The sequence below is a fragment of the Rathayibacter sp. AY1F3 genome (assembly GCF_002931975.1).
In the GTDB taxonomy this organism is placed as follows: Bacteria; Actinomycetota; Actinomycetes; order Actinomycetales; family Microbacteriaceae; genus Rathayibacter.
In genome coordinates this window covers 1-21,933 of sequence record NZ_PSVF01000027.1, presented here as the reverse complement: position 1 = coordinate 21,933, position 21,933 = coordinate 1, and the positions used below count along the sequence as shown (strand labels likewise).

The window sequence follows — 21,933 nt, the reverse complement described above, 5'->3', positions numbered from 1 at the left end:
CGGCCCCCTCGGGGTCTCACGCGGTCAGTGCATCGACCGCTCGGGCGATGCTCTCGGGGTCCCCCGCATCATGGCACGCGGCCTGCCGGACCACCTCGCCGATGACGATCACGGCGGGCGAGCGCGGTGCCAGCTCGGCGAGCAGGCCGAGCACTCCGCCGACCGACGAGACCGTCGTGCGCTGGTCGCGCGACCAGCCCCGCTCGACGATCGCGAGGGGCGTGTCGGCGCGCATCCCGGCGCGCTGCAGCCCGGCGACGAGGTGCGGGAGGGTGTTCACGCCCATCAGCACCACGATCGTCCCGCCCAGCCCGGCCAGATGGCCGAGCTCCTGCTCGCTGAACGGCGCATGGCCCGAGACCACGGTGAAGGCCCTGCTGACCTCGCGGTGGGTGACCGGGATCCCGGCGGCGGCGGGCACCGAGATCGCGCTGGTCACTCCGGGGACGACCGTGGAGCCGACGCCGGCGAGCCGGCACGCGCGCACCTCCTCCGACCCGCGGCCGAACACGAACGGATCGCCGCCCTTCAGGCGCACGACGTCCAGACCCGCGAGGGCCCGCTCGATCATCAGCCGCTCGATCTCGTGCTGCGGCACCGCGTGATGACCCGGCGTCTTGCCGACGTCGATCAGCTCGGCGCCGGGCGCCCACTCGGCCAGGCCCTCGTGCGGACCGAGCCGGTCGTAGAGCACCACGTCCGCGTCGCGGAGGGCGCGGCGGGCGGCGAGGGTCATCAGATCCGGATCGCCGGGGCCGCCGCCGACGATGCTGACGTGCCCGACCGGCCGGGTCGGCGCGGGGGCCTCGTCGACGATCCAGGGGCAGAGCTCGGCCGCCGCTGCTCGGAGCGGCGCCGGCCCCTCCACCCACACGATCAGGGCCGGGGGCGCCGGGGTGAGCGCGTCCTCCGCCTCGTGCCGCTCGACGAGTGCGCCGGCGGCTCGGTAGCGGGCGAGCACGCGGCGGGTCCCGGCGGCGGTGCCGATCACGAGCACGCGGCGTCCGGCGAGGTCGAGGGAGAGCTGCATCACGAGTCCGATCCGATCCCGGCCGGACCGACGGGGATCCTCGGCCCCGCGACCAGCACGGGTCCGTCCGGTCTCTCGTCCCGGCCGGCGGGCCGGACCTGCCCGCGCTCGCGCACGGTCGCGACGCGCGGATCCGCGGTGTCCGGGGCGTTCACGAAGGAGCGGAAGCGGCGGAGCCGGTCGGGATCGGCGAGGGTCGCCGCCCACTCGTCGACGTAGGTGTCGACGTGCGTGGCCATGGCGGCCTCCAGCTCGGCGGCGATGCCGAGCGAGTCCTCGCAGACCACGTCGCGCACGTGCTCGAGTCCGCCGGGGAGCTCCTCCTGCCAGCGTGCGGTCCGCTGGAGCCGCTCGGCCGTCCGCACGTAGTACATGACGTAGCGGTCGATGTAGCGCACCAGGGTCTCGTCGTCGAGGTCCTGCGCGAGCAGCTGGGCGTGCGCCGGCTGGTAGCCGCCGTTGCCGCCGACGTAGAGGTTCCAGCCGAGGTCGCTCGCGATGACGCCGATGTCCTTCCCCCGCGCCTCGGCGCACTCGCGGGCGCAGCCGCTGACCCCGAGCTTGAACTTGTGCGGCGAGCGGAGACCCCGGTACCGCTCCTCGAGGAAGACCGCCATCCCGACCGCGTCCTGGACTCCGAAGCGGCACCAGGTCGATCCGACGCACGACTTGACCGTGCGCAGCGACTTGCCGTACGCCTGACCCGACTCGAAGCCGGCGTCGACGAGGAGGCGCCAGATCTCGGGCAGCTGCTCGAGGCGGGCGCCGAACATGTCGATCCGCTGCCCGCCGGTGATCTTCGTGTAGAGGCCGTACTGCTCGGCGACCTCGGCGATCACCTTGAGCTTCGCCGGCGTGATCTCGCCCCCGGGGATCCGCGGGACGACGGAGTAGGTGCCGTCCTTCTGCATGTTGGCCAGGGCGCGGTCGTTGGTGTCCTGCAGCGGCGCCTGGCCGCCGTCGAGGATGTAGGCGTTCGTCTGGGTGGCGAGGACGGAGGCGATCACCGGCTTGCAGACGTCGCAGCCCAGCCCGGAGCCGAAGCGCTCCATCACCTGCTCGGCCGAGTGCAGCCCGAGGATGCGGACCGACTCGAACAGCTCGCTGCGGCTGAGCGCCACGTGCTCGCAGAGGGCGCGGGAGACCTCGACGCCCGCACGGATCAGCTCCGTGTCGAGCAGCTTCTTCACCAGGGGCACGCACGATCCGCACTGGGTGCCCGCGCGGGTGCAGGCCTTGAGCGGCCCCAGCTCGGTGCACCCCTCGCCGATCGCGTGACGGACCTCGCCGACCGAGACGTTGTTGCACGAGCAGACCTGGGCGTCGTCCGGAAGGTCGCCCGAGGGCGCCTCCGCCCCCGCCGCCGCGAGGTAGGCGCCGGGCTCGGCCGGCAGCTCGCGCCCCAGCAGCGGGCGGAGGGAGGAGTAGGGGCCCGCGTCGCCGACGAACATCCCGCCGAGCAGCGTGCGCGCATCGTCCGAGACGACGACCTTCTGGTAGAGACCGCGGGCCGGATCGGCGTAGACGACCTCGAGCGCTCCCTCCGTGGTGCCGAGGGCGTCGCCGAAGCTGGCGACCTCCACGCCCGAGAGCTTGAGCTTGGTGGCGTCGTCGACCCCCGGGAAGGTCGCGTCGCCGCCGAGGATCCGGTCGGCGACCACCTCCGCCATCGCGTTGGCGGGTGCGACGAGCCCGACCGTGCGGCCGTCGATCGCGGCGACCTCGCCGATGGCCCAGACTCCCGCCCGGCTGGTGCGGCAGGCCTCGTCGACGACCACGCCTCCGCGCGGTGCGACCTCGATCCCGACCGCTCGGGCGAGCTCGTCGCGCGCCGTGATCCCGATGGAGAAGACCACGAGATCGGCGCTGATGCTGCTGCCGTCGGTCAGCGCGACGCCGAGCACCGTCCCCGTCGGCGAGGTGAGGATCGCGGTGGGCCGGTTGCCGAGGTGCAGCGCGATCCCCTGCGCCGAGATGATGCGGCCGAGGGCCTGCCCGGCGCCCTCGTCGAGCTGCGCGCTCATCAGCCAGCGGCCGGAGTGGACGAGGGCGGTGCGCGCACCGAGCCGGTGCGCGCCTCCCGCCGCCTCGAGGCCGAGCAGACCGCCGCCGACCACGACCACGATCGCGGGGCGGCCGCGCCGGGCGCGGAACGCGGCGAGCTCGGCGACGAGCCCGTCCACGTCCTCGAGCGTGCGGTAGACGCGGCCGTGCTCGGCACCCTCGATCGGCGGGACCGTGGCGGAGGAGCCCGTCGCCAGGACGATCTCGTCGCCCTCGAGGGAGCGGCCGTCCGCGAGCTCGACGCGCAGGCGGTCGGGATCGATCGCGACGACACGGGTGGAGGTGATCAGCCGCGCCGACTCCCACAGAGCGCCGTCGCCCAGAGTCAGGTCGTGCTCGCCGTCGAGGCGCTTCGAGAGTGCGACGCGGTCGTAGGGACGGTGCACCTCCTCGCCGAGGACGGTGATCTCCAGCGCCTCGTCGCCTTCCCGGGCGACGAGCGCGTCGACCAGGCGGTGCGCGGCGGGTCCCGCTCCGACGACGAGCACGCGTCGGGGCCGGGCGGCGGGGTTCGCTCCAGGAGTCATGACGTCCACCGTAGGGACGGCCCGTTTCCCCGCCGTTGCCCCGGTGTAACAGCGTGTGACGCGCGCCTCTCGGCGAGCGCCGCAGGCCGTGAGGGCTTCGTTACGCCCGTGACACCGGAGGCGTGCTCGCACGAAACGCGCGATCCCTACCGTTGCCTCATCGCGTCCGACCGGATGCCGTGGCCCACCCGCAGGAAGAAGGCGCAGCGATGACCCTCCTCGATCGGCTCGCCCCCGCGACCGCCACCACCTGGGTGCCGGTCTGCGCCGTCGGCGACCTCGAGCCGCTCTGGGGCGAGGCCGCCCTGGTCGGCGGTGTGCAGCTCGCCCTGTTCCTCCTGCCCGACGGGCGGGTGCGGGCCGTCTCGAACCTCGACCCCGCGACCGGCGCGGCCGTGCTCTCGCGCGGCATCGTCGGCTCGCGTCTGGTCGACGGGGTGCAGCGGCCCACGATCGCCTCGCCCCTGCACAAGGACGTCTTCGACCTCGAGACCGGCGCCTGCTTCACACGAGCGGAGCTGCACCTCGCCACCTGGCAGGTGCGCGAGAGCGACGGCACGATCGAGGTCGCCCAGCGGACCGCTCTGGTCGCCGCGTCCCACGGGACCTCCGACGACGACGGGAGACGTGCCGTCGCCGCGCTGGTCGAGGCGGTCCGCCGGGCCAACCCGGCGCTGGACGTGCTCGACTCCTTCGTCGACGTGCAGCAGCCCGACGTCCCCGCGACCCTGGGCTCTCTCGAGCCGGGCCGGCCGGCGGTGGTCGTGCCGCTGCTGCTCTCGGCCGGCTACCACGTGCACGTCGACCTCGCCGAGGCCGCGGCGGAGGCGGAGCGGCCGGTGCGGGTCTCGGGCGCGCTCGGACCCGATCCCCGCCTGGCGCGCGTGCTCGCCCGCCGGCTCCACGAGGCAGGGCTCGACGACGGCGACCGCGTCGTGCTCGCCGCCGCCGGCTCGAGCGACGCCGGTGCCGTCGCGGACTGCTGGACCACCGGCCGCCTTCTCGCCGCCGAGCTCGGCCGCGAGGTGAGCACCTCGTTCATCTCGGCCGCCGAGCCGCGGGTCGCGGAGGCGGTCGCCGCCGAGCGCGCCGCCCACCCCGGCGCGCGCGTCGTGGTCGCCACCTACCTGCTCGCGCCCGGCTACTTCGCCGGCCTGGCCGCCTCCGCGGGGGCCGACCTCGCCTCCGCTCCCCTCCTCACCGCCGTCGATCCGCCCGCCCGCGAGCTGGTCGACATCGTCTCGGAGCTGTTCGGGCGCAACGCCTGACGCCTCCTCCCCGCACCACCACCGCTCCACCTCCCCGTCCCGAGCGCGCCCTCGCGCGCGCCGCCCACCCTCCGGAGGACCACGATGACTGCTGCACCCCCGACCACCGCCCCCACGACCGCCGCCACATCCACCGGCATCATCCGACGGCCGGGCCGCTGGATCGACGGCTGGAACCCCGAGGACCCCGCCCAGTGGGAGGCGGAGGGACGCTCCGTCGCCGCCCGCAATCTGAGGTGGTCGATCTTCGCCGAGTTCCTCGGCTTCGTCGTCTGGCAGCTCTGGTCGGTCGTCGTCGTCTCGCTGCCGGCGGCCGGGTTCGCCTTCGACACCGGGCAGATCTTCTGGCTCATCTCGATGCCGAGCCTCGTCGGCGCCACCCTGCGGATCCCGTACACGTTCATGGTCCCCCGCTTCGGCGGCCGCAACTGGACGATCGTGTCGGCGGGCCTCCTGCTGATCCCGAGCGTCGGACTCGGCATCGCGGTCTCGAATCCGGAGACCCCGTTCGGCGTCATGCTCCTGGTGGCCGCGCTCGCCGGCTTCGGCGGCGGCAACTTCGCCAGCTCGATGGCGAACATCACCTTCTTCTACCCGCACGCGCAGAAGGGCTGGGCTCTGGGGCTCAACGCCGCGGGCGGCAACCTGGGCGCCTCCGTCGCGCAGCTCGTCGTGCCGATCGCGATCACCGTCGGCGCCGCGGCCACGCTGAACCTGCCGATCGCCGGCTTCCTCTGGGTCCCCCTGATCGTCGTGGCGATGATCGGCGCCGCCAAGCGCATGGACAACCTCTCGACCGCGAAGTCCGACGTCGCCGCCTCCCTCGCCGCGCTCCGCGAGCCGCACCTCTGGCTGCTGGCCGTGCTCTACATCGGGACCTTCGGGTCCTTCATCGGATTCGCCGGCGTGTTCCCGAAGCTCATCGCCGACACCTTCCCCGAGTTCTCCGGCTTCGCCGTCGGCTCGGCGACGGTCGGCCTCGCGTTCCTCGGCTCCCTGGTGGGCTCGCTGTCCCGCCCCTCCGGCGGCCGTCTGGCCGACCGCTTCGGCGGAGCGCCTGTCACGGTCCTCGCCTTCGTCGCCATGGGCGCCGGGATCCTCGGCGTGATCGCGACACTGCCGCTCGGCAGCTTCTGGCTCTTCCTCGCCTGCTTCCTCGTGCTCTTCTCGGCGGCCGGCATCGGCAACGGCGCGACCTACCGCATGATCCCCACGGTGTTCGCCCTCCGCGCCCGCCAGCGCGGTGACGACGGCATCGGCGCCCAGCGCACGTCCGCCGCGGCGCTCGGCCTGATCTCGTCGATCGGCGCCTACGGCGGCTTCGTGATCCCCCAGCTGCTCGGCTTCTCCAAGACCGAGTTCGGCGACTACACGACGGCGCTGGGCTGGTTCGTCGGCGCCTATGCGGTGATGCTCGCGATCACGGCCGGCGTCTACCTCCGCCTCGCCGCGAAGACGGGGACCCGGATCTGACGATGAGCGCACCCGCCTCGACCGACTCCCACTGCCCGTACTGCGCCCTGCAGTGCGCGATGACGCTGACACCCGCGGCGGGCCCCGTACCCGTGGCGGTCGAGGGGAGGGAGTTCCCGACGAACCGGGGCGGGCTCTGCGCCAAGGGCTGGACCTCCGCCGAGCTGCTGGCGAGCGGACAGCGCCTGGTCTCCCCGCTGCTGCGCGGTGCCGACGGCGTCCTCGCGGAGGCGTCGTGGGAGGAGGCGCTCGACGCGGTCGCCGGGGCGGTGCGCGGCGTCCGGGAGCGGCACGGCGCCGACGCGGTGGCCGTCTTCGGCGGCGGGGGCCTCACCAATGAGAAGGCCTACCAGCTCGGGAAGTTCGCTCGAATCGCTCTCGGCACCTCCCGGATCGACTACAACGGCCGCTTCTGCATGTCCTCGGCCGCGGCGGCCGGCAACCGCGCCTTCGGCGTCGATCGCGGACTGCCGTTCCCGGTGTCCGACCTCGACGACGCCGACACGATCCTGCTCCTGGGCTCGAACGTCGCCGCGACGATGCCGCCGCTTCTCGCCCACTTCGCCGGTGCCCGCTCGCGGGGCGGCCTGGTGGTCGTCGACCCGCGCCGCTCGGCCACCGCGCGGCTGACGGAGGACGGCGCCGGCACGCATCTACAGCCCGCTCCCGGGACGGATCTGCCGCTCCTGCTCGGGCTGATCCACCTGGTCTTCGCCGAGGGCCTCGCCGACACCGCCTACCTCGCCGCGCGCACGACCGGCGCCGAGGCGGTGCGCCGCAGCGTCTCGGCGTGGTGGCCGGAGCGCACGTCCGCGGTCACGGGCGTGCCGACCACGCTCCTCCGCTCCCTCGCGCGCCGGCTCGCCGCGGGGCGGTCGTTCGTGCTGACCGGCCGCGGGGTCGAGCAGCACGTCGACGGCACCGACACCGCGACCGCCGCGATCAACCTCGCTCTCGTGCTCGGCCTGGTGGGTCGCGAGGGGTCGGGGTACGGCACGCTCACCGGTCAGGGCAACGGCCAGGGCGGACGCGAGCACGGCCAGAAGGCCGATCAGCTCCCGGGGTACCGCTCCATCCGCGATCCGGAGGCGCGGCGCCACGTCGCCGCCGTCTGGGACGTGACGCCCGAATCGATCCCCGGCCCGGGCCTGCCCGCCACCGCCCTGCTCGCCGAGCTCGGACGCTCCGTGCACTGCCTGCTGGTGCACGGCTCCAACGTGGTCGTCTCGGCTCCGGACGCCGACGCCGTCCGCGCCGGGCTCGAGGCCCTGGACACGCTGGTCGTCTGCGACTTCTTCCTCTCCGAGACCGCCGCGCTGGCCGATGTGGTGCTCCCGGTGCCGCAGTGGGCGGAGGAGGAGGGCACGATGACCTCGCTCGAGGGCCGGGTGCTCCGCCGCCGCCGGGCGATCGACCCGCCGGCGGGAGTGCGCAGCGAGCTCTGGATCATGAGCGAACTGGCGCGCCGTCTCGACGCCCCCTCGAGCTGGTCGACCGTCCCTGCGGAGGTGTTCGACGAGCTGGCCCGCGCGTCCGCGGGAGGCGTGGCCGACTACTCCGGCCTCTCGCACGCCCTGCTCGACACCGGGATCGCCGCCCACTGGCCCTACCCCGCGGGCGGCACGGGGACGCCGCGCCTCTTCGCTGAGCGCTTCGGGCACCCCGACGGCCGGGCGCGCCTGGTCGCCGTCATCCCCGCCGTCCCCGTCGTCGTGGACCGCGGGGAGGAGCTGACCCTGGTGACCGGCCGCTACCTCCAGCAGTACCAGTCGGGCACCCAGACCCGGCGGGTCGCGGAGCTCGATGCGGCCCGCCGCGAGGCTCGGCTCGAGATCCACCCGGCGACCGCCTCCCGGCTCGGCGTCAGCGACGGAGCACCTGTGGCGATCGGGAACGCGCGCGGCGTGGTCCGCGCCCGCGCGAGCGTCACCGCGGACATCCGCCACGACACGGTGTTCCTGCCCTTCCACTACGCGGGTGAGCAGTGCGCGAACCTCCTCACCGAGGCCGTCGTGGACCCGGTGTCGTCGATGCCCGAGTTCAAGCGCACGCGGGTCTGGGTCCGCGCGGAAGGGACGGCACATGCCTGAGACACCTCCCGAGCGGATCGTCCTGATCGGCTATGGCCCCGTCGGCTCGCGCTTCGTCGAGGAGCTGCTGCCGGCCGTGCGGGCCGGTCTGGTCGCGCTGACGGTGGTCGGCGCCGAGGGCGACGACCCGTACAACCGTGTCCTGCTCGCGGAGTACGCCGTCGGCCGGGCGACCCGCGAGCGCCTCGACCTCGGCGACCGGACGGCGGCGGAGGCGGCGGGCGTCGTCCTGCGCCTGGGAGCGGCCGTCGTGGGGATCGACCGCGCGCGGAACGTCGTGCGGCTGCACGACGGCGAGCGGCTCCCCTACGACCGCCTCGTCCTGGCGACCGGCGCCCGGGCGAACGTGCCGACCCTCGCCGGGATGGAGCGGGCCCGACGTGAGCGGACGGTGCGCGCCGCCGATCCGGAGTCGCTCGACGCGGGCTCCCGGCCCCTCCCGGAGAGGGTGGTGGCGCTGCGAGACCTGGCCGACGCCCGGGTGGTCCGCGAGGCCGTGCGCTCCGGCGCTCGCCTCGTCGTGCTCGGGGCGGGAGTGCTCGGGATCGAGTTCGCCCTCGCCGCCGCCGAGCAGGGCGCGCAGGTGGTGGTCGTCTTCCACGGCGACATCCCGATGGCCCGCAATCTCGACACGGGCGGGGGGCGGATGCTGGCCGCGGCCGCCCGCGCGGCCGGCGTCGAGATGGTGGCGCACGCCCGGTCCGAGAGCGTCCTGCTCGCGCACGACGACCGCGGCCGTGCGCACTTCCAGGCGCTCGTCTGCGCTGACGGCAAGCAGATCGAGGGGGATCTGCTGGTGCTCTCGTGCGGTGTCGGTGCGCGGGTCGAGCTGGCCGCGGGCGCGGAGCTCGCCGTCTCGACCGGGATCCTCGTCGATGAGCAGCTGCGCAGCTGGAGCGACCCGGACGTCTTCGCGATCGGCGACTGCGCGCACGTCGCCCCCCGCGGCTCGGCCCTCCCCGACGGCCGCGTGCCCGGCGGACCGAGCGGACTGATCGGTCCGGGATGGGAGCAGGCGGACCGGCTCGCAGCGCGGATCCGGGCGGAGGCGGAGGGCCGCTGCGGCGAGGAGCGCGTCCCCGACGCCCGACCGGCGGTCGTGATGCTGAAGGCCGAGGGCGTCGACCTCGTGGCAGGAGGCGACGTGGCCCCGGAGCCGTGGGACCCGCACCGCCCGGGCGAGGAGCACCTCGAAGTGACGCTGTGGGCTGACCCCGCCCGCGGGGGCTACGCCAAGCTCGTGACCGCGGGAGGAGTGCTGCGCGGGTTCGTCTCGGTGGGTCTGCCCCGGGTCGGCGCCGAGCTCAGCCTCCTCTTCGAGCGGGGCTCGGAGCTGCCGGCGGACCGGTCGAGCCTCCTGCGTCTGGACGCCCCGGATGCGGGTGCCGCGGCGACCGGCGATCCGTTCGCCCCCGATGCCACGGTCTGCTGGTGCAACGGCGTGACGGCGGCGGTGATCACCGATGCGGCTGCGGCGGGACACGGGACGGTCGCCTGCGTCGGGCGGGCGACCCGCGCCGGCACGGGCTGCGGCGGCTGCACCGGTCGTATCGCCGAGCTGCTCGCGCGGACGGCGGTCCCCGCCTGATCGCCGCGAGGACCGGGCCTCGCCGCCTCAGCGGTCGAGCGCCTCCGCGAGGCGCCGGGTGACCGCCCGCAGTTCGAGCTCGGCCCCGCGGACGCGCTCGTCGAGAGCCGCCGCGGTGTCGGCGGCCTGCTCGGCGGCCGCCGCACCCGCCGCCTCGGACGAGGCTCGGTCGGCCGCGACCGACGCGCTGAGCTCGTCCAGCGCCTCCCGGAGGCCCGCCGACTCGTCGCGCAGCACGGAGACGTCGCCCTGCACCGCGCTCAGCTCGCCGCGGAGCCCGGCCACCTCGTCGCGCAGGGCCGCCGTCTCGGCGCGCAGCTCCTCCGTGCGCAGCCGCGCCTGCTCGAACCAGGGGGCGACCAGCCGGTGCACCGCATCGCGGAGCACGACGCCGCCGCGGCCGAGCCGGGTGGGCGCGGAGCCGGGGTCCTGGAGGAAGTCGTGGTCAGTGGTCATCGTCGTGGTCCCGTCCGGAGAAGCGGCGGTGGAGCACGTCCATCGCCCGCAGATCCTTGTCCATGATGTCGGCCTCGAGGGTGGTGTCGGCGAGGCGGTCGGCGAGGCCAGGTCGGGAGCGGCGCTCGAGCGAGGCCTCGATCAGCTCGACGGAGCGCTCGAACGAGAGCGGTCCGCGCGCCGCGGCCCGGCCCCGCCGGCCGAGCGCCTCGAGGTCCACGGCCCCGCTCGCCACGTCCCGCATCGCCTCGAGGAGCGCCGGGGCCGAGCGGGTGATCTTGATGCAGTCGACGCCGTCGATGAGGAATTCCGCTACTCCGCTGGCCGCCGTCACGATCGGCACGGCGCCCGCCGCGGCCGCCTCGACCGGCGCGACGCCGAACGCCTCTCCGGCCCAGGTCGGGAAGAGGAACGCGTCGGCGCGGCCGTTCGCGGCGAGCACCTCGGCGTGGGGCGTCGGTCCGTGGAACTCGACCAGGCCGTCCAGGCCCGCCTCGTCCGCCCGGGCGCGCCAGCCGTCCACGTCTCCGTCGCCGTAGAGGTCCACGCGGAAGTCGCGGGTCTCCTCCGCGAGAGACGCCGCCGCCTCCAGCACCAGCCCGACGCCCTTGTGCTCGCCGAGCGACGCGGCGAACGTGAACCGGGTGGTCCCGCCCTCGCGGTAGCGCCGCGGCTCCGCGGTGTCGGGGGGAACGGACACTCCCCGCCCGATCACCTCGACCTCGCCCAGGCTCAGCCCGCCGGCCTCGATCGCGTCGACGAGCGAGCGGCTGACCGCGACGATCTCGCCGCGGTCGAAGTGGTCGGGGGCCTGGGCGCCGTAGACGCGGAGCACGCGCTCGGGCAGCCCGTCGACCAGGGCGTTCGGGATGCGGTCGCCGAGGTTCCACATCCACGGGGCCTCCACCGCCCGCAGCAGGTCGATCAGCGCGAGGCCGCCGATCCCGAGCAGGTTGAAGGCCACCACGTGGGTCGGCGCGAAGTCGCGCAGCTCCTCGAGCAGGATGCGGGTGTTCTCGAACCGCGAGACGGCGCTCTCGTGGTGCAGCAGCTGAGCGATCTCGCCGCCCGTCTGCGGCAGCGGGAAGTAGGTGCGCAGGCTCAGCGTGCGGTGCACCTCGACGCCCGAGGGCTCCGGCGGCAGGTAGGTCGGCGTGGTCAGCACGCGCACGGTGTGGCCGCGGACCGCCATCGCCTCCGCGACGCGCGCACAGGTCATCTCGTATCCGCCGAGCACCTGCGGCGGGTAGAGGTTGCTCACGAACAGCAGGCGCATCACCGCACCTCCCCTCTCGCGGAGGCGTCCGCCGCGATCCGCGCCGTCACCTCGGGCGTGTAGGCCGCGCGGGCCTGGCGGTCGTTGCCGCCGTCCCAGTAGTTGACGAGGTAGAGCCCGGACTGCTGCGTGCGCGGCACGAACGGGAACAGCTGGGCCCGGGGCTCGATCTGCGCGATCCGGTAGCCGGCGTCGACCGCGCGCACGTGCAGCCAGATGTCGTCGGCGTCCGGGGCGATCTCGCGGAACGCCTCCCCGTGCGCGGCGATCTCGCCGAGGAGCGCGGCGGGCAGCAGCTGCCCGGAGACGGAGGTGCCGAAGACGTCGGTCGACGCGCGCGTGTCGGCGACCGGCGTCCAGCTCGTGTACGGAGCCACGGCGCCGTCGACGATCCCCACCCGGTGGGCGCGGTAGCAGAGCACGGTCTCGCGGGGGTAGCGCGAGCGGGCGTCGAGCAGGCCCCTCAGCCAGGTGCGCGGGTACACGATGTCGTCGTCGGAGGTGACGAGGTCGCGCTCCCCCGCCCGGCCCGAGAGCAGGTGCGGGTAGTACTTCGTGTGCACGCGGTAGCCGTCGACCAGGCGGATCTCGACGCCGCGGCGGCGGAGGCGGCGCAGCGGCGCGGGCAGGTCGGCGTGCAGGGCCGGGTCGTCGAGCCAGAGCACCAGGCGCGCGGGCCGGGCGTCGCCGCGGGCGATCGACTCGAGCGCCACGTGGACCCGCTGCAGCCGCTCGCCGTGCGTGGTCATCGTGACCACGACCTCGCCCGCCGGATCGACTGCGGAGCGGCGGGAGAAGCGGTTGGCCAGGGCGAGCAGCAGCAGCTCGCGCCGGAGCGCGGGCGAGGGGTGGTCGATCGGCCGGGCGGCGATCACGGCGGCGCGGCGCTCCGAGAGGCGCTGAGGGGCGGAGCGGACGACCCTGGCCGCGGAGCGCAGCCGCGTGCGGGGGCGGACACGACGGCCCAGCGCCGCGAGGCGCGTGCGGGGCCGGACGCGCCGGCCGACGGCGGCGAGAGCGGGATGCATCGGTCCAGGTTAGCCGGAGGCGCCCGGGCGCCCTGCGCCGGTCAGGGCTCGTCGACGACCGCGAAGGCCCGCACCGGGAAGGTCCCGAAGCCCCGCACCTTGGGTGGCACGGCGGTGAAGCGCGCCCCTGTCGCCGGCAGCCCGCCGAGGCCGGTGAGGTGCTCGACGATGTGCACTCCCGCGGCGAGGAGGGCCGAGTGCGCGGGCCGCGATCCGCCCGACTCCGTGTCGTCGATGTTCACCGAGTCGATGCCGACCAGCACCGCACCGGCGGCGACGAGCGCCTCCGCCGCCGCGCCGCTGAGGAAGGGGGCGCCCCTGCCGTACCCGGGCGTGGCGAAGTGCGCGTCCCAGCCGGTGCGGAGGAGGACGGCGGCGCCGCGGACGTCGAGTCCGGCGACCGCGTCCGCGCCGATGCCCCGTCCGGTGGCTCCGGTCGAGTCGACCACGACGGCAGGCAGATCGACCAGCGTCTCGAGCGGGAGAGCGGCGAGATCGGCTCCGCCCTCGTAGCGGTGGAACGGGCTGTCGAGGTAGGTGCCCGTGTTCCCGATCATCTCGATGACGTCCATCGCGAACTCGGTGCCAGGCGCGTAGGAGGCGCGGGACGCCTCACGGGTGAGGTGCGGCCGGATGCGCGGAGCGGGCAGGCCGGGGTAGGTCACCAGCCCGTCCGCGACGGTGTGGCTGAGATCGACGAAGCGGCGCGAGGAGGTCATGCGCCCGATCCTGGCAGGGGCCGGACCGGGCGCACCATCGAGATGCCGCCCCGCGGGGCGGCGTTCCCGCCTCTACTTCTTCGGTAGCGCCGCCGACAGGTCCGCGATCAGGTCGGACGAGTCCTCGAGGCCCACCGAGAGGCGCACCAGCGACTCCGAGACCTCCAGCGGCGTGCCCTTCACCGACGCGTGCGTCATCTCGCTCGGGTAGCCGATCAGCGACTCGACGCCGCCCAGTGACTCCGCGAGCTGGAACAGCTCGGTCGACTCGGCGAACTTCCGGGCCGCGCGCGGCGTCGCGAGCTCGAGCGAGAGCATCCCGCCGAACCGCGACATCTGGCGCTTCGCCAGCTCGTGGCCGGGGTGCGAGGGCAGGCCCGGGTAGTGCACGGCCGTCACCGCCGGGTGCTCGACGAGGAACTCGGCGACCGCCTGCGCGTTGACGGAGTGGCGCTCCATCCGCACCCCGAGGGTCTTGATGCCGCGGACCGTGAGCCACGCGTCCATCGGGCCCGAGATCGCTCCGACCGCGAACTGCAGGAACGCGATCTTCTCGGCCAGCGGCCCCGAGCGCAGGGCGAGCGCGCCGCCGACGACGTCCGAGTGGCCGCCGAGGTACTTCGTGGTCGAGTGCACGACCACGTCGGCACCGAGGGCCAGCGGCTGCTGCAGGGCGGACGAGGCGAAGGTGTTGTCGACGACGACGATCAGGTCGTGCGCGTGGGCCAGGTCGGCGAGCTCGGCGATGTCGCTGATGGTCATCAGCGGGTTCGACGGGGTCTCGACCCAGAGCATCTTCGTCTCGCCGGGGACGATCGCCCGCTGCACCTCGCGGAGGTTCGACATGTCGACGGCCGTGTTGCGCACGCCCCAGGCGCTGTGCACCCGGTCGATCAGGCGGTGGCTGCCGCCGTACGCGTCGTTGCCCAGGACGACGTGGTCGCCGGGCGCGAGGGCGGCGCGCAGCAGGGTGTCCTCGGCGGCGAGGCCGGAGGAGAAGGAGTAGGCGACGTCCGCGCCCTCGAGCGAGGCGATGAGCTCCTGGAGCGAGTCGCGCGTCGGGTTCGCCGAGCGGGCGTACTCGTAGCCGCCCCGGAGACCGCCGATGCCGTCCTGGACGAACGTGGAGGTCATGTAGACGGGCGGCACGACCGCCCCGGTGGTCGGATCGAACTCCTGGCCGGCGTGGATGGCGCGGGTGTCGAAGTGCTGCTTCTTGGGCATGGTGCGGGCTCCCTGGGTCGGAGGTGCGGAGGCGGCGGCCGTCAGGCCGTGGCGTAGGTGAGGAGGTCCTGTCGGGTGATCACCGCGACGGGCTTGCCCTCGTCGGTGACGAGGAGGGCGCTGTGCTCGGTGAGCGCGGCGCGGGCGGCGGTGATGCTCTCGCCGAGCCCGATCAGCGCGAGCGCGTCGCCCACGCAGTCGCCGAGCGGGTCGTTCATCGAGGCGGATCCGGCGAAGACGCGGTCGAGCAGCTCTCGCTCGTCGACGGCTCCGACGACCTCGCCCATCACGACGGGCGGCTCGGCGGTCAGCACCGGGAGCTGCGAGACGCCGTACTCGGTCATGATGCCGATCGCGTCGCGGATCGTGTCGGTCGGGTGCGCGTGCACGAGCGCCGGGAGGTCGGCCTGCCCGCTCGCCGCCCGCGCGCGGAGCACGTCGCGGACGGTGCCCTCGTCGCGCATCTCGAGGAAGCCGTAGGAGCGCATCCAGCGGTCGTTGAAGATCTTGCCGAGGTAGCCGCGCCCGCCGTCCGGCAGGAGCACGACGACCACGTCGTCCGGCCCGAGACCGGCGGCGGCCTTGAGCGCGACGGAGACGGCGAGCCCGCTCGATCCGCCGACGAGCAGCCCCTCCTCGCGGGCGAGGCGGCGGGTCATCGCGAACGACTCGGCGTCGCTGGAGGCGATGATCCGGTCGACCACGCTCGGGTCGTACGCGCTCGGCCAGAAGTCCTCGCCGACGCCCTCCGTCAGATACGGGCGACCGCCGCCGCCGGAGTAGACGGAGCCCTCGGGATCGGCGCCGACGATCTGCACGCGGCCCTCCGACACCTCCTTGAGGTAGCGGCCGACGCCGCTGATGGTGCCGCCCGTGCCGACTCCCGCGACGAAGTGGGTGAGCCGGCCGGCGGTGTCGCGCCAGATCTCGGGGCCCGTGGTCTCGTAGTGGCTGAGCGGTCCGTTGAGGTTCGCGTACTGGTTGGGCTTGAAGGCGCCGGGGATCTCGCGGGCGAGGCGGTCCGAGACGGAGTAGTAGGAGGCGGGGTCCTCCGGAGCGACGGCCGTCGGCGTCACGACGATCTCGGCCCCGTAGGCGGTGAGGACGTTGCGCTTGTCCTCCCCCACCTTGTCCGGCAGCACGAACACGCAGCGGTAGCCGCGCTGCTGCGCGACGAGGGCGAGGCCGATGCCGGTGTTGCCGCTGGTCGGCTCCACGATGGTGCCGCCGGGCTTCAGCAGCCCGTCGCGCTCGGCGGCGTCGATGATGCGGGTCGCGATGCGGTCCTTCGACGAGCCGCCGGGGTTCAGGTACTCGACCTTGACCAGCACGGTCGCCTGCACGCCCGCCGCGACCGGGCCCAGCTTCACCAGCGGGGTGTCGCCGATGAGGTCGAGGACCGAATCGGCGTAGGCCATCCCGGTCTCCGGGCGTGCGGGAAGGGCGCGATCCAGGCTCATCCCGCCAGCGTAGCAACCGGCTCCGGGCGTGTGACGGGGGTGGGCGGAGGCACAGGGAGCGGTCTCGGGAGGGGAGTGCCGCCGGTCGCGCCGGTGCCCTATCGTGGGGGTCCGCGAGCGCCGCCGTCGACCCGGAACGGACCCCGAATGACCTCACCGATCGCCGCACCGCCGCGGCGTCCGGCCGACATCCACCTCCTCCGCCTGCTCGGCCCGGCGCTGGTCGCCGGAGTCGCCTACCTCGACCCGGGCAACGTCGCCAGCAACATGACGGCCGGCGCCCGGTTCGGCTACCTCCTGGTCTGGGTGGTGGTGCTCGGCAACCTGATGGCCTGGCTCATCCAGTACCTCTCGGCGAAGCTCGGCCTGATGACCGGCCGCAGCCTCCCCGAGCTGCTCGGCGACCGCCTGCGCGGCCGCTGGGGCCGCCGGGCCTACTGGCTGCAGGCCGAGACGGTCGCGATGGCGACCGACCTGGCCGAGGTGATCGGCGGCGCGATCGCGCTCAACCTGCTCTTCGGACTGCCGCTGCTGGCCGGCGGCGTGGTCACCGGCGCGGTCTCGCTGGTGCTGCTGCTCGTGCAGACGCGGGGCGGGGCGCAGCCGTTCGAGCGGGTGATCACGGCACTGATGGTGCTGATCGCCGTCGGCTTCACGGTCGGCGTGGTCGTCGATCCGCCGGACGCGAGTGCGACCGTCGCCGGTCTCGTGCCGCGCTTCGAGGGCTCGGAGTCGGTGCTGCTCGCCGCCTCGATCCTCGGCGCGACCGTCATGCCCCACGCGATCTACGCCCACTCCGCGCTCGCCCGCGACCGCTTCGGCCACGTCGAGGGCGTCGGCGCGCGCCGGAGGATCCTGGTCGCCACCCGGATCGACGTGACGATCGCCCTCGCGATCGCCGGCACCGTGAACCTCGCGATCCTGCTTCTCGCCGCACACTCCCTCGCGGGAGTCGCCGGGACCGACAGCCTCGAGGGCGCCCACGCGGCCATCGGAGCGGCGCTCGGCCCGGTGGTCGCGACCCTGTTCGCCGTCGGCCTGCTCGCCTCCGGCCTCGCCTCGACCTCGGTCGGCGCGTACGCGGGGGCCGAGATCATGCACGGTCTGCTCCAGGTGCGGGTGCCGCTCGTCGCCCGTCGTCTGGTCACGCTGATCCCGGCGCTCCTGGTGCTCGCGATCGGCTTCGACCCGACGCGCGCGCTGGTGCTCAGCCAGGTGGTCCTGTCGTTCGGCATCCCCTTCGCGCTCGTGCCGCTCGTGATCCTGACGCGCGACCGCCGCCTGATGGGCGACCAGACGAACCGCTGGTTCACCACCCTCGCCGCCGCTCTGGCCGCCGTCTTCCTCATCGTCCTGAACGGCCTGCTGCTCTGGCTCACCTTCGCCCCCTGAGCGGAGCGGCGGCGCACCGTCCCACTCCTCCGCGGCCTCCTCTCCCGCTGATCGAGCGGCCCGCTCTTCGGGCATACCGAGATCCCTCCTGACCGCGCATTGATCCGATCCGAAGCCTCGCTCGTTATCCTCTGAGAGCGCCTCTCAGGCGCCTGCGCCCGCCACAGGCGCCTTCCGCCCTCAGAACGAGAGACGCCGCCGTGCCCAAAGACACGATGTCCGCCAAGAACCGCGCCCGACAGGAGAAGCTCGAGGCCTACAAGCGCGAGCAGGACCGCCGCAAGCGCGGCTCCCGCATCTGGATCTGGTCGCTGTCGGCCCTGGCCGTCCTCGCGGTCGGCGGGATCGTCGCGGTCACCGTCTTCGGGAACCAGCAGATCGTCGAGGCGCGCGAGATCGACGGCCTGCAGACCTTCGACAACGACGCCACCCACGTCGCCGGCGCCGTCGACTACCCGCAGACCCCGCCGGCGGGCGGACCTCACAACGCCGTGTGGATGAACTGCGGCGTCTACGACGAGCCCGTCCCGAACGAGAACGCGGTGCACGACCTCGAGCACGGCGCCGTCTGGGCCACCTACGACCCCGAGCTCCCGCAGAGCGAGGTCGACGCGCTGATCGCCGCGATGCCCGACACCTACTCCGTCGTCTCGCCCTACGAGGGCCTCGAGTCGCCCATCGTGCTGAGCGCCTGGGACGCCCAGGTCGCGATCGACTCGCCCGAGGACCCCCGCATCGACGCCTTCGTCGAGCGCTTCTGGCAGTCCTCGAGCGCTCCGGAGCCCGGCGCCCCCTGCACCGGAGGGATCGATGCGCCCGGCAAGCAGTAGGGGCCGGATCCTCGTCGCCGCGGTCGCCGTGGTCGCGCTCCTCCTCGGGGCGGCCGGCGGCTACCTCTTCGGCGCGCTCGCCCCGTTCGCCTCCGCCGCGACGCCCTCGAGCGCCAGCGCCGAAGCGGGTTTCGCGCGCGACATGCAGGTGCACCACCTGCAGGGCGCCGAGCTGGCGATGATCGCCCGCGAGCGCAGCGCCGACGACGAGGTCCTCACCGTCTCGAAGGACATCCTGCTCACCCAGCAGCAGCAGGCCGGGCAGCTCTTCGGCTGGCTGAACTCGTGGGGCCTGCCGCAGGCTGCTCCGGAGCCCTCGATGACCTGGATGGGCCGGCCGACCCTGGCCGGAGCCGCCGACGAGCACTCGTCGATGGGGATGGGGACCGAGGACGGCGTCGTGCCCGCGAGCATGCCCGGTCTCGCGACACCGGACCAGATCACCGCCCTCAGCAGCGCGTCGGGCCGCGACTTCGACCGGATGTTCCTCGAGCTGATGATCGCCCACCACCGCGGCGCGATCGACATGGCCGAGGCGCTGCTCGCCCGGAGCCGCGTGACGGTCGCCACCGACTTCGCCTCCTCCGTCGTGAAGGCCCAGGAGGCCGAGATCTCGCTGATGGAGCAGATGCTCGAGGACCGCCCGGCGGAGTGACCGCCTCCGGCGCGGGCGACGGCGGCTGAGAGCGATGCGCCTCCCCACCGGGGAGGGGCACATGCTCTCCGCCGACGTCGTGCACGAAGCCGGAGCCGCTGGAGGGCGCGTGCCGCCGCAGCGGTGGAGGCCTCTCCGCCGGCATCGCGCACGACGACCACCCTTCGCTCGGGCCGGCTGCACGTGCACTGAGTGGAATCGCCTTGCCCTGACCGACAGATGCCGGTTGGATGCTCCCGGCGCCCCGACCATCAGGGCGCGAGACCGCCTCGAGGAGCAGCACATGACCGATCCCAGCCCGTCCGCGACCGTCTGGCCTCCGCCGCTCCCGTCGACGAAGGACAGGGGGCGGAAGCAGGACCGCCGTCGCCGTCGCGTCCCGCTCGTCGCCCTGGTCTGGGCGTCCGTCGGAGCCCTCGTGGTCGGAACCGCCCTCGGCGGCGCGGGCGGCGCCTCCGACAAGACCGAGCTGGAGGAGCGGCTCGCGGCCGTGCAGCAGCAGCTGAGCACGGCAGAGGACTCGCTCGACGAGCAGACCGAGGCGCGCGCCGGAGCCGAAGCCGAGCGGAGCGCCGCCGAGGCGTCGGCCGCAGGACTCCAGCAGCGGATCGACACGATGACGGCCGACGCCGCCACCTCGACCACGACGCTGGCGAGCCGCGACGCCCGGATCGCCGAACTCGAGGCCGCCGCGACCGCAGCTGCCGCCGCCGCCCCGGTCGCGGTCACCGAGGTCGCTCCCGCCGCGGCCCCCGCCGCAGCAGCGCAGGCAGCCGCCTCGACCGGAGGAGCAGGAGCGGCGTTCTACGCCAACTGCGACGCCGTCCGTGCCGCCGGGGCCGCGCCGATCCGCACGGGTGACGCCGGCTACAGCCGCAAGCTCGACCGCGACGGAGACGGCGTCGGCTGCGAGTAGCCCCGCGGAGTCCGGCCGCCGATCCGCGGCTCAGCCCTGGAGGGCCGACTCCGTCTGCTGTGCGTAGAGCGAGGCGTAGAGGCCGCCGAGGCCGAGCAATTCGCGGTGGGTGCCCGATTCGACGATCCGGCCGCCCTCGACGACGTGGATGACGTCGGCCGACACGATGGTCGAGAGCCGGTGGGCGATCGCGATGGTGGTGCGGCCGCGGGCGGCGTCGTCGAGCGCGGTCTGGACGATCCGCTCCGAGACGGTGTCGAGGGCGCTGGTCGCCTCGTCGAGGATGAGGACCGCCGGGTCCTTCAACAGGACGCGTGCGATCGCGAGCCGCTGCTTCTCGCCTCCGGAGAGCCGGTAGCCGCGCTCGCCGACCAGCGTGTCGTAGCCGTCGGGGAACGACGTGATCGTCGCGTGGATGTTCGCGGCGCGGGCGGCCGCCTCCAGCTCCTCCTGCGTCGCGTCCGGGCGGGCGTAGCGGAGGTTGTCGCCGATCGTCGCGTGGAAGAGGTAGGTCTCCTGGCTGACGATGCCGATGTGCGAGACGAGCGACTCCTGCCGCAGCTCGCGCACGTCGGTGCCGGCGAAGCGCACCGCTCCCCCGGCCACGTCGTAGAGGCGCGGGACGAGGTACGAGATGGTGGTCTTGCCCGCGCCGGAGGGACCGACGAAGGCGACGAACTGGCCCGGCTCGATCGCGACCGAGACGTGGTCGAGCGTCGGGCGCGCGTCCTCCGCCTGGTCGGGGTAGCGGAACACGACGTCGTCGAGCTCGACCCGGCCGAGGTCGCCCGAGACCTCGCGCGCATCTGCCCGGTCCGTGATCGCCGGGCGCAGGTCCAGGTACTCGAAGATGCGGGCGAACAGCGCTCCGGCCGTCTGCAGGTCGAGCGCGACGCGCATCAGGCCCAGGAGCGGCCACATCAGGCGCGCCTGCACGGTGGTGAAGGCCACGACGGTCCCGGCGGTGACGGTGGTGCCGCCGAGGATCAGCCAGGCGGCCACGAGGTACACGATCACGGGGATGACGGAGAGGAAGATCTGCACCATCGCGAAGAACCACTGGCCGGACATCTGCTGCCGCACCTGGAGCTCGATCTGGCGGCCGTTCTCGTCGGCGTAGCGCGTCACCTCCGACTCCTGGCGGCCGAAGCTCTTGGCCAGGAGGATGCCCGAGACGCTCAGGGTCTCCTGGGTGATCGCGGTCATCTCGGACAGCGACTCCTGCGTCTTCGTCGCGATGCGCGCCCTCACCTGGCCGACGCGGCGCTGGGCCACGACGAGCACCGGAGTGAGGACGAGGGCGACGATCGTCATCTGCCACGAGAGCAGGAGCATCGCGACGACGGCCGCGATCACGGTGACGGTGTTGCCGAGGACGCTCGAGACGGTGTTCGTGAGCACGTTGGCCACGCCGCCCACGTCGTTGGCGAGGCGCGACTGGATGACGCCGGTGCGGGTGCGGGTGAAGAAGCCGAGCTCCATCGCCTGCAGGTGGCGGAAGAGGCGGATGCGCAGCTCCCCCATGACCGTGTTGCCGACGGTCGCGGTGAGGTAGGTCTGCCAGACGCCGAGGATCGCCGAGAACGCCCAGACCAGCACCATGACGCCGACCAGCTCGAGCAGCACCGGGAGGTTCGGGCGTCCGCCGGGCGGGAAGAGCCCGCGGTCGAAGGCCAGCTGGGTGAGGAGCGGCGGCACAACCGTGAGGGCGGCGCCGACGAGCACGAGGATCACGGTGAGCGTGAGCTTGGGGCGGTGGTCGCGGAAGAGTCCCGCGATGCGCCGGAGCAGGTCGTCGACCTTCGGAGCCGCCGCGTTGATCTCCCGCTGGCTGTCCGGATCGCTGCTCGAGATCCTCCCGCCGCGCGCCCCTCCGCGCATCCCGCCGCCTGCCGCGACGTCACCCATCCTGCTCACGGCTCGACCCTAGCCCCGCC

17 protein-coding genes are annotated in these 21,933 nt (G+C 73.9%); 8 read left to right on the top strand and 9 right to left on the bottom strand.

What is annotated here, in order from left to right; translation table 11 throughout:
* Window positions 1-16: 16 nt before the first annotated feature.
* Both cobA and nirB read right to left on the bottom strand, forming a co-directional pair.
* Complete coding sequence (cobA, locus tag C5C39_RS14020; protein WP_104353666.1) at window positions 17-1,030, bottom strand: uroporphyrinogen-III C-methyltransferase; 1,014 nt, start codon at window positions 1,028-1,030, stop codon at window positions 17-19.
* Complete coding sequence (nirB, locus tag C5C39_RS14015; RefSeq protein ID WP_104353660.1) at window positions 1,030-3,621, bottom strand: nitrite reductase large subunit NirB; 2,592 nt, start codon at window positions 3,619-3,621, stop codon at window positions 1,030-1,032. The genes cobA and nirB overlap by 1 nt, the downstream gene beginning before the upstream one ends.
* Window positions 3,622-3,830: 209 nt before the next feature.
* On the opposite strand from nirB, the gene nirD reads away from it, so the two are divergent.
* The 4 genes from nirD to C5C39_RS13995 all read left to right on the top strand — a co-directional run bounded on the left by nirD (window position 3,831) and on the right by C5C39_RS13995 (window position 10,040).
* Window positions 3,831-4,889, top strand: coding sequence for a nitrite reductase small subunit NirD (nirD, locus tag C5C39_RS14010; protein ID WP_104250934.1), 1,059 nt, complete (start codon window positions 3,831-3,833; stop codon window positions 4,887-4,889).
* Between the two features lie 84 nt (window positions 4,890-4,973).
* Window positions 4,974-6,362, top strand: a complete 1,389-nt coding sequence (locus C5C39_RS14005; protein ID WP_104353659.1) for an MFS transporter — start codon at window positions 4,974-4,976, stop codon at window positions 6,360-6,362.
* 2 nt (window positions 6,363-6,364) lie between these two features.
* Window positions 6,365-8,452, top strand: a complete 2,088-nt coding sequence (locus C5C39_RS14000; protein ID WP_104353658.1) for a molybdopterin oxidoreductase family protein — start codon at window positions 6,365-6,367, stop codon at window positions 8,450-8,452.
* Window positions 8,445-10,040 carry an NAD(P)/FAD-dependent oxidoreductase gene (locus C5C39_RS13995; RefSeq protein WP_104224350.1) on the top strand — a complete coding sequence of 532 codons (1,596 nt, stop codon included), beginning with the start codon at window positions 8,445-8,447 and terminating at the stop codon, window positions 10,038-10,040. Before C5C39_RS14000 ends, C5C39_RS13995 begins: the two co-directional genes overlap by 8 nt.
* 27 nt (window positions 10,041-10,067) lie before the next feature.
* On the opposite strand, the gene C5C39_RS13990 is transcribed toward C5C39_RS13995, so the two are convergent.
* The 6 genes from C5C39_RS13990 to C5C39_RS13965 form a co-directional block, all read right to left on the bottom strand.
* On the bottom strand, window positions 10,068-10,496 hold the full coding sequence (locus C5C39_RS13990) for a hypothetical protein (RefSeq protein WP_104247711.1): 429 nt from the start codon (window positions 10,494-10,496) through the stop codon (window positions 10,068-10,070).
* Entirely contained in the window at window positions 10,486-11,772 is a 1,287-nt protein-coding gene (locus C5C39_RS13985; protein ID WP_104353657.1) for a glycosyltransferase, read from the bottom strand. The genes C5C39_RS13990 and C5C39_RS13985 overlap by 11 nt, the downstream gene beginning before the upstream one ends.
* On the bottom strand, window positions 11,772-12,800 hold the full coding sequence (locus tag C5C39_RS13980; RefSeq protein ID WP_104269657.1) for a glycosyltransferase: 1,029 nt from the start codon (window positions 12,798-12,800) through the stop codon (window positions 11,772-11,774). The genes C5C39_RS13985 and C5C39_RS13980 overlap by 1 nt, the downstream gene beginning before the upstream one ends.
* A 41-nt stretch (window positions 12,801-12,841) precedes the next feature.
* Window positions 12,842-13,519 (bottom strand): cyclase family protein, encoded by a 678-nt coding sequence (locus C5C39_RS13975; protein WP_104346426.1) that lies wholly within the window; start codon window positions 13,517-13,519, stop codon window positions 12,842-12,844.
* Window positions 13,520-13,591: 72 nt separating this feature from the next.
* Window positions 13,592-14,743: a cystathionine gamma-synthase gene (locus tag C5C39_RS13970; protein ID WP_104224345.1), complete on the bottom strand. Its 1,152-nt coding sequence runs from the start codon at window positions 14,741-14,743 to the stop codon at window positions 13,592-13,594.
* Between the two features lie 41 nt (window positions 14,744-14,784).
* Window positions 14,785-16,161: a cystathionine beta-synthase gene (locus tag C5C39_RS13965; protein ID WP_104234473.1), complete on the bottom strand. Its 1,377-nt coding sequence runs from the start codon at window positions 16,159-16,161 to the stop codon at window positions 14,785-14,787.
* A 189-nt stretch (window positions 16,162-16,350) separates the two neighbouring features.
* On the opposite strand from C5C39_RS13965, the gene C5C39_RS13960 reads away from it, so the two are divergent.
* From C5C39_RS13960 to C5C39_RS13945, 4 genes are all read left to right on the top strand, one after another.
* Window positions 16,351-17,595, top strand: a complete 1,245-nt coding sequence (locus C5C39_RS13960) for an Nramp family divalent metal transporter (RefSeq protein ID WP_104353656.1) — start codon at window positions 16,351-16,353, stop codon at window positions 17,593-17,595.
* 200 nt (window positions 17,596-17,795) lie between these two features.
* On the top strand, window positions 17,796-18,425 hold the full coding sequence (locus C5C39_RS13955) for a DUF3105 domain-containing protein (RefSeq protein ID WP_244230507.1): 630 nt from the start codon (window positions 17,796-17,798) through the stop codon (window positions 18,423-18,425).
* Entirely contained in the window at window positions 18,406-19,080 is a 675-nt protein-coding gene (locus C5C39_RS13950; RefSeq protein ID WP_104224341.1) for a DUF305 domain-containing protein, read from the top strand. Before C5C39_RS13955 ends, C5C39_RS13950 begins: the two co-directional genes overlap by 20 nt.
* Window positions 19,081-19,363: 283 nt before the next feature.
* Window positions 19,364-19,996: an excalibur calcium-binding domain-containing protein gene (locus C5C39_RS13945; protein ID WP_219813342.1), complete on the top strand. Its 633-nt coding sequence runs from the start codon at window positions 19,364-19,366 to the stop codon at window positions 19,994-19,996.
* A 30-nt stretch (window positions 19,997-20,026) separates the two neighbouring features.
* Here the strand turns inward: C5C39_RS13945 and C5C39_RS13940 are convergent, their stop codons facing one another.
* Window positions 20,027-21,904 (bottom strand): ABC transporter ATP-binding protein, encoded by a 1,878-nt coding sequence (locus C5C39_RS13940; RefSeq protein ID WP_104353655.1) that lies wholly within the window; start codon window positions 21,902-21,904, stop codon window positions 20,027-20,029.
* Window positions 21,905-21,933 lie beyond the last annotated feature (29 nt).

Bases quoted from the DNA above. Each gene is read 5' to 3' on its own strand.
- C5C39_RS13950 (WP_104224341.1), top strand. From the start codon at position 18,406: ATGCGCCCGGCAAGCAGTAGGGGCCGGATCCTCGTCGCCGCGGTCGCC.
- C5C39_RS13985 (WP_104353657.1), bottom strand. From the start codon at position 11,772: ATGCGCCTGCTGTTCGTGAGCAACCTCTACCCGCCGCAGGTGCTCGGC.
- C5C39_RS13975 (WP_104346426.1), bottom strand. From the start codon at position 13,519: ATGACCTCCTCGCGCCGCTTCGTCGATCTCAGCCACACCGTCGCGGAC.
- C5C39_RS13945 (WP_219813342.1), top strand. From the start codon at position 19,364: ATGACCGATCCCAGCCCGTCCGCGACCGTCTGGCCTCCGCCGCTCCCG.
- C5C39_RS13970 (WP_104224345.1), bottom strand. From the start codon at position 14,743: ATGCCCAAGAAGCAGCACTTCGACACCCGCGCCATCCACGCCGGCCAG.
- C5C39_RS13965 (WP_104234473.1), bottom strand. From the start codon at position 16,161: ATGGCCTACGCCGATTCGGTCCTCGACCTCATCGGCGACACCCCGCTG.
- C5C39_RS13995 (WP_104224350.1), top strand. From the start codon at position 8,445: ATGCCTGAGACACCTCCCGAGCGGATCGTCCTGATCGGCTATGGCCCC.
- C5C39_RS14005 (WP_104353659.1), top strand. From the start codon at position 4,974: ATGACTGCTGCACCCCCGACCACCGCCCCCACGACCGCCGCCACATCC.
- nirB (WP_104353660.1), bottom strand. From the start codon at position 3,621: ATGACTCCTGGAGCGAACCCCGCCGCCCGGCCCCGACGCGTGCTCGTC.
- C5C39_RS13990 (WP_104247711.1), bottom strand. From the start codon at position 10,496: ATGACCACTGACCACGACTTCCTCCAGGACCCCGGCTCCGCGCCCACC.
- C5C39_RS13960 (WP_104353656.1), top strand. From the start codon at position 16,351: ATGACCTCACCGATCGCCGCACCGCCGCGGCGTCCGGCCGACATCCAC.
- cobA (WP_104353666.1), bottom strand. From the start codon at position 1,030: ATGCAGCTCTCCCTCGACCTCGCCGGACGCCGCGTGCTCGTGATCGGC.
- C5C39_RS13940 (WP_104353655.1), bottom strand. From the start codon at position 21,904: ATGGGTGACGTCGCGGCAGGCGGCGGGATGCGCGGAGGGGCGCGCGGC.
- C5C39_RS14000 (WP_104353658.1), top strand. From the start codon at position 6,365: ATGAGCGCACCCGCCTCGACCGACTCCCACTGCCCGTACTGCGCCCTG.
- C5C39_RS13980 (WP_104269657.1), bottom strand. From the start codon at position 12,800: ATGCATCCCGCTCTCGCCGCCGTCGGCCGGCGCGTCCGGCCCCGCACG.
- nirD (WP_104250934.1), top strand. From the start codon at position 3,831: ATGACCCTCCTCGATCGGCTCGCCCCCGCGACCGCCACCACCTGGGTG.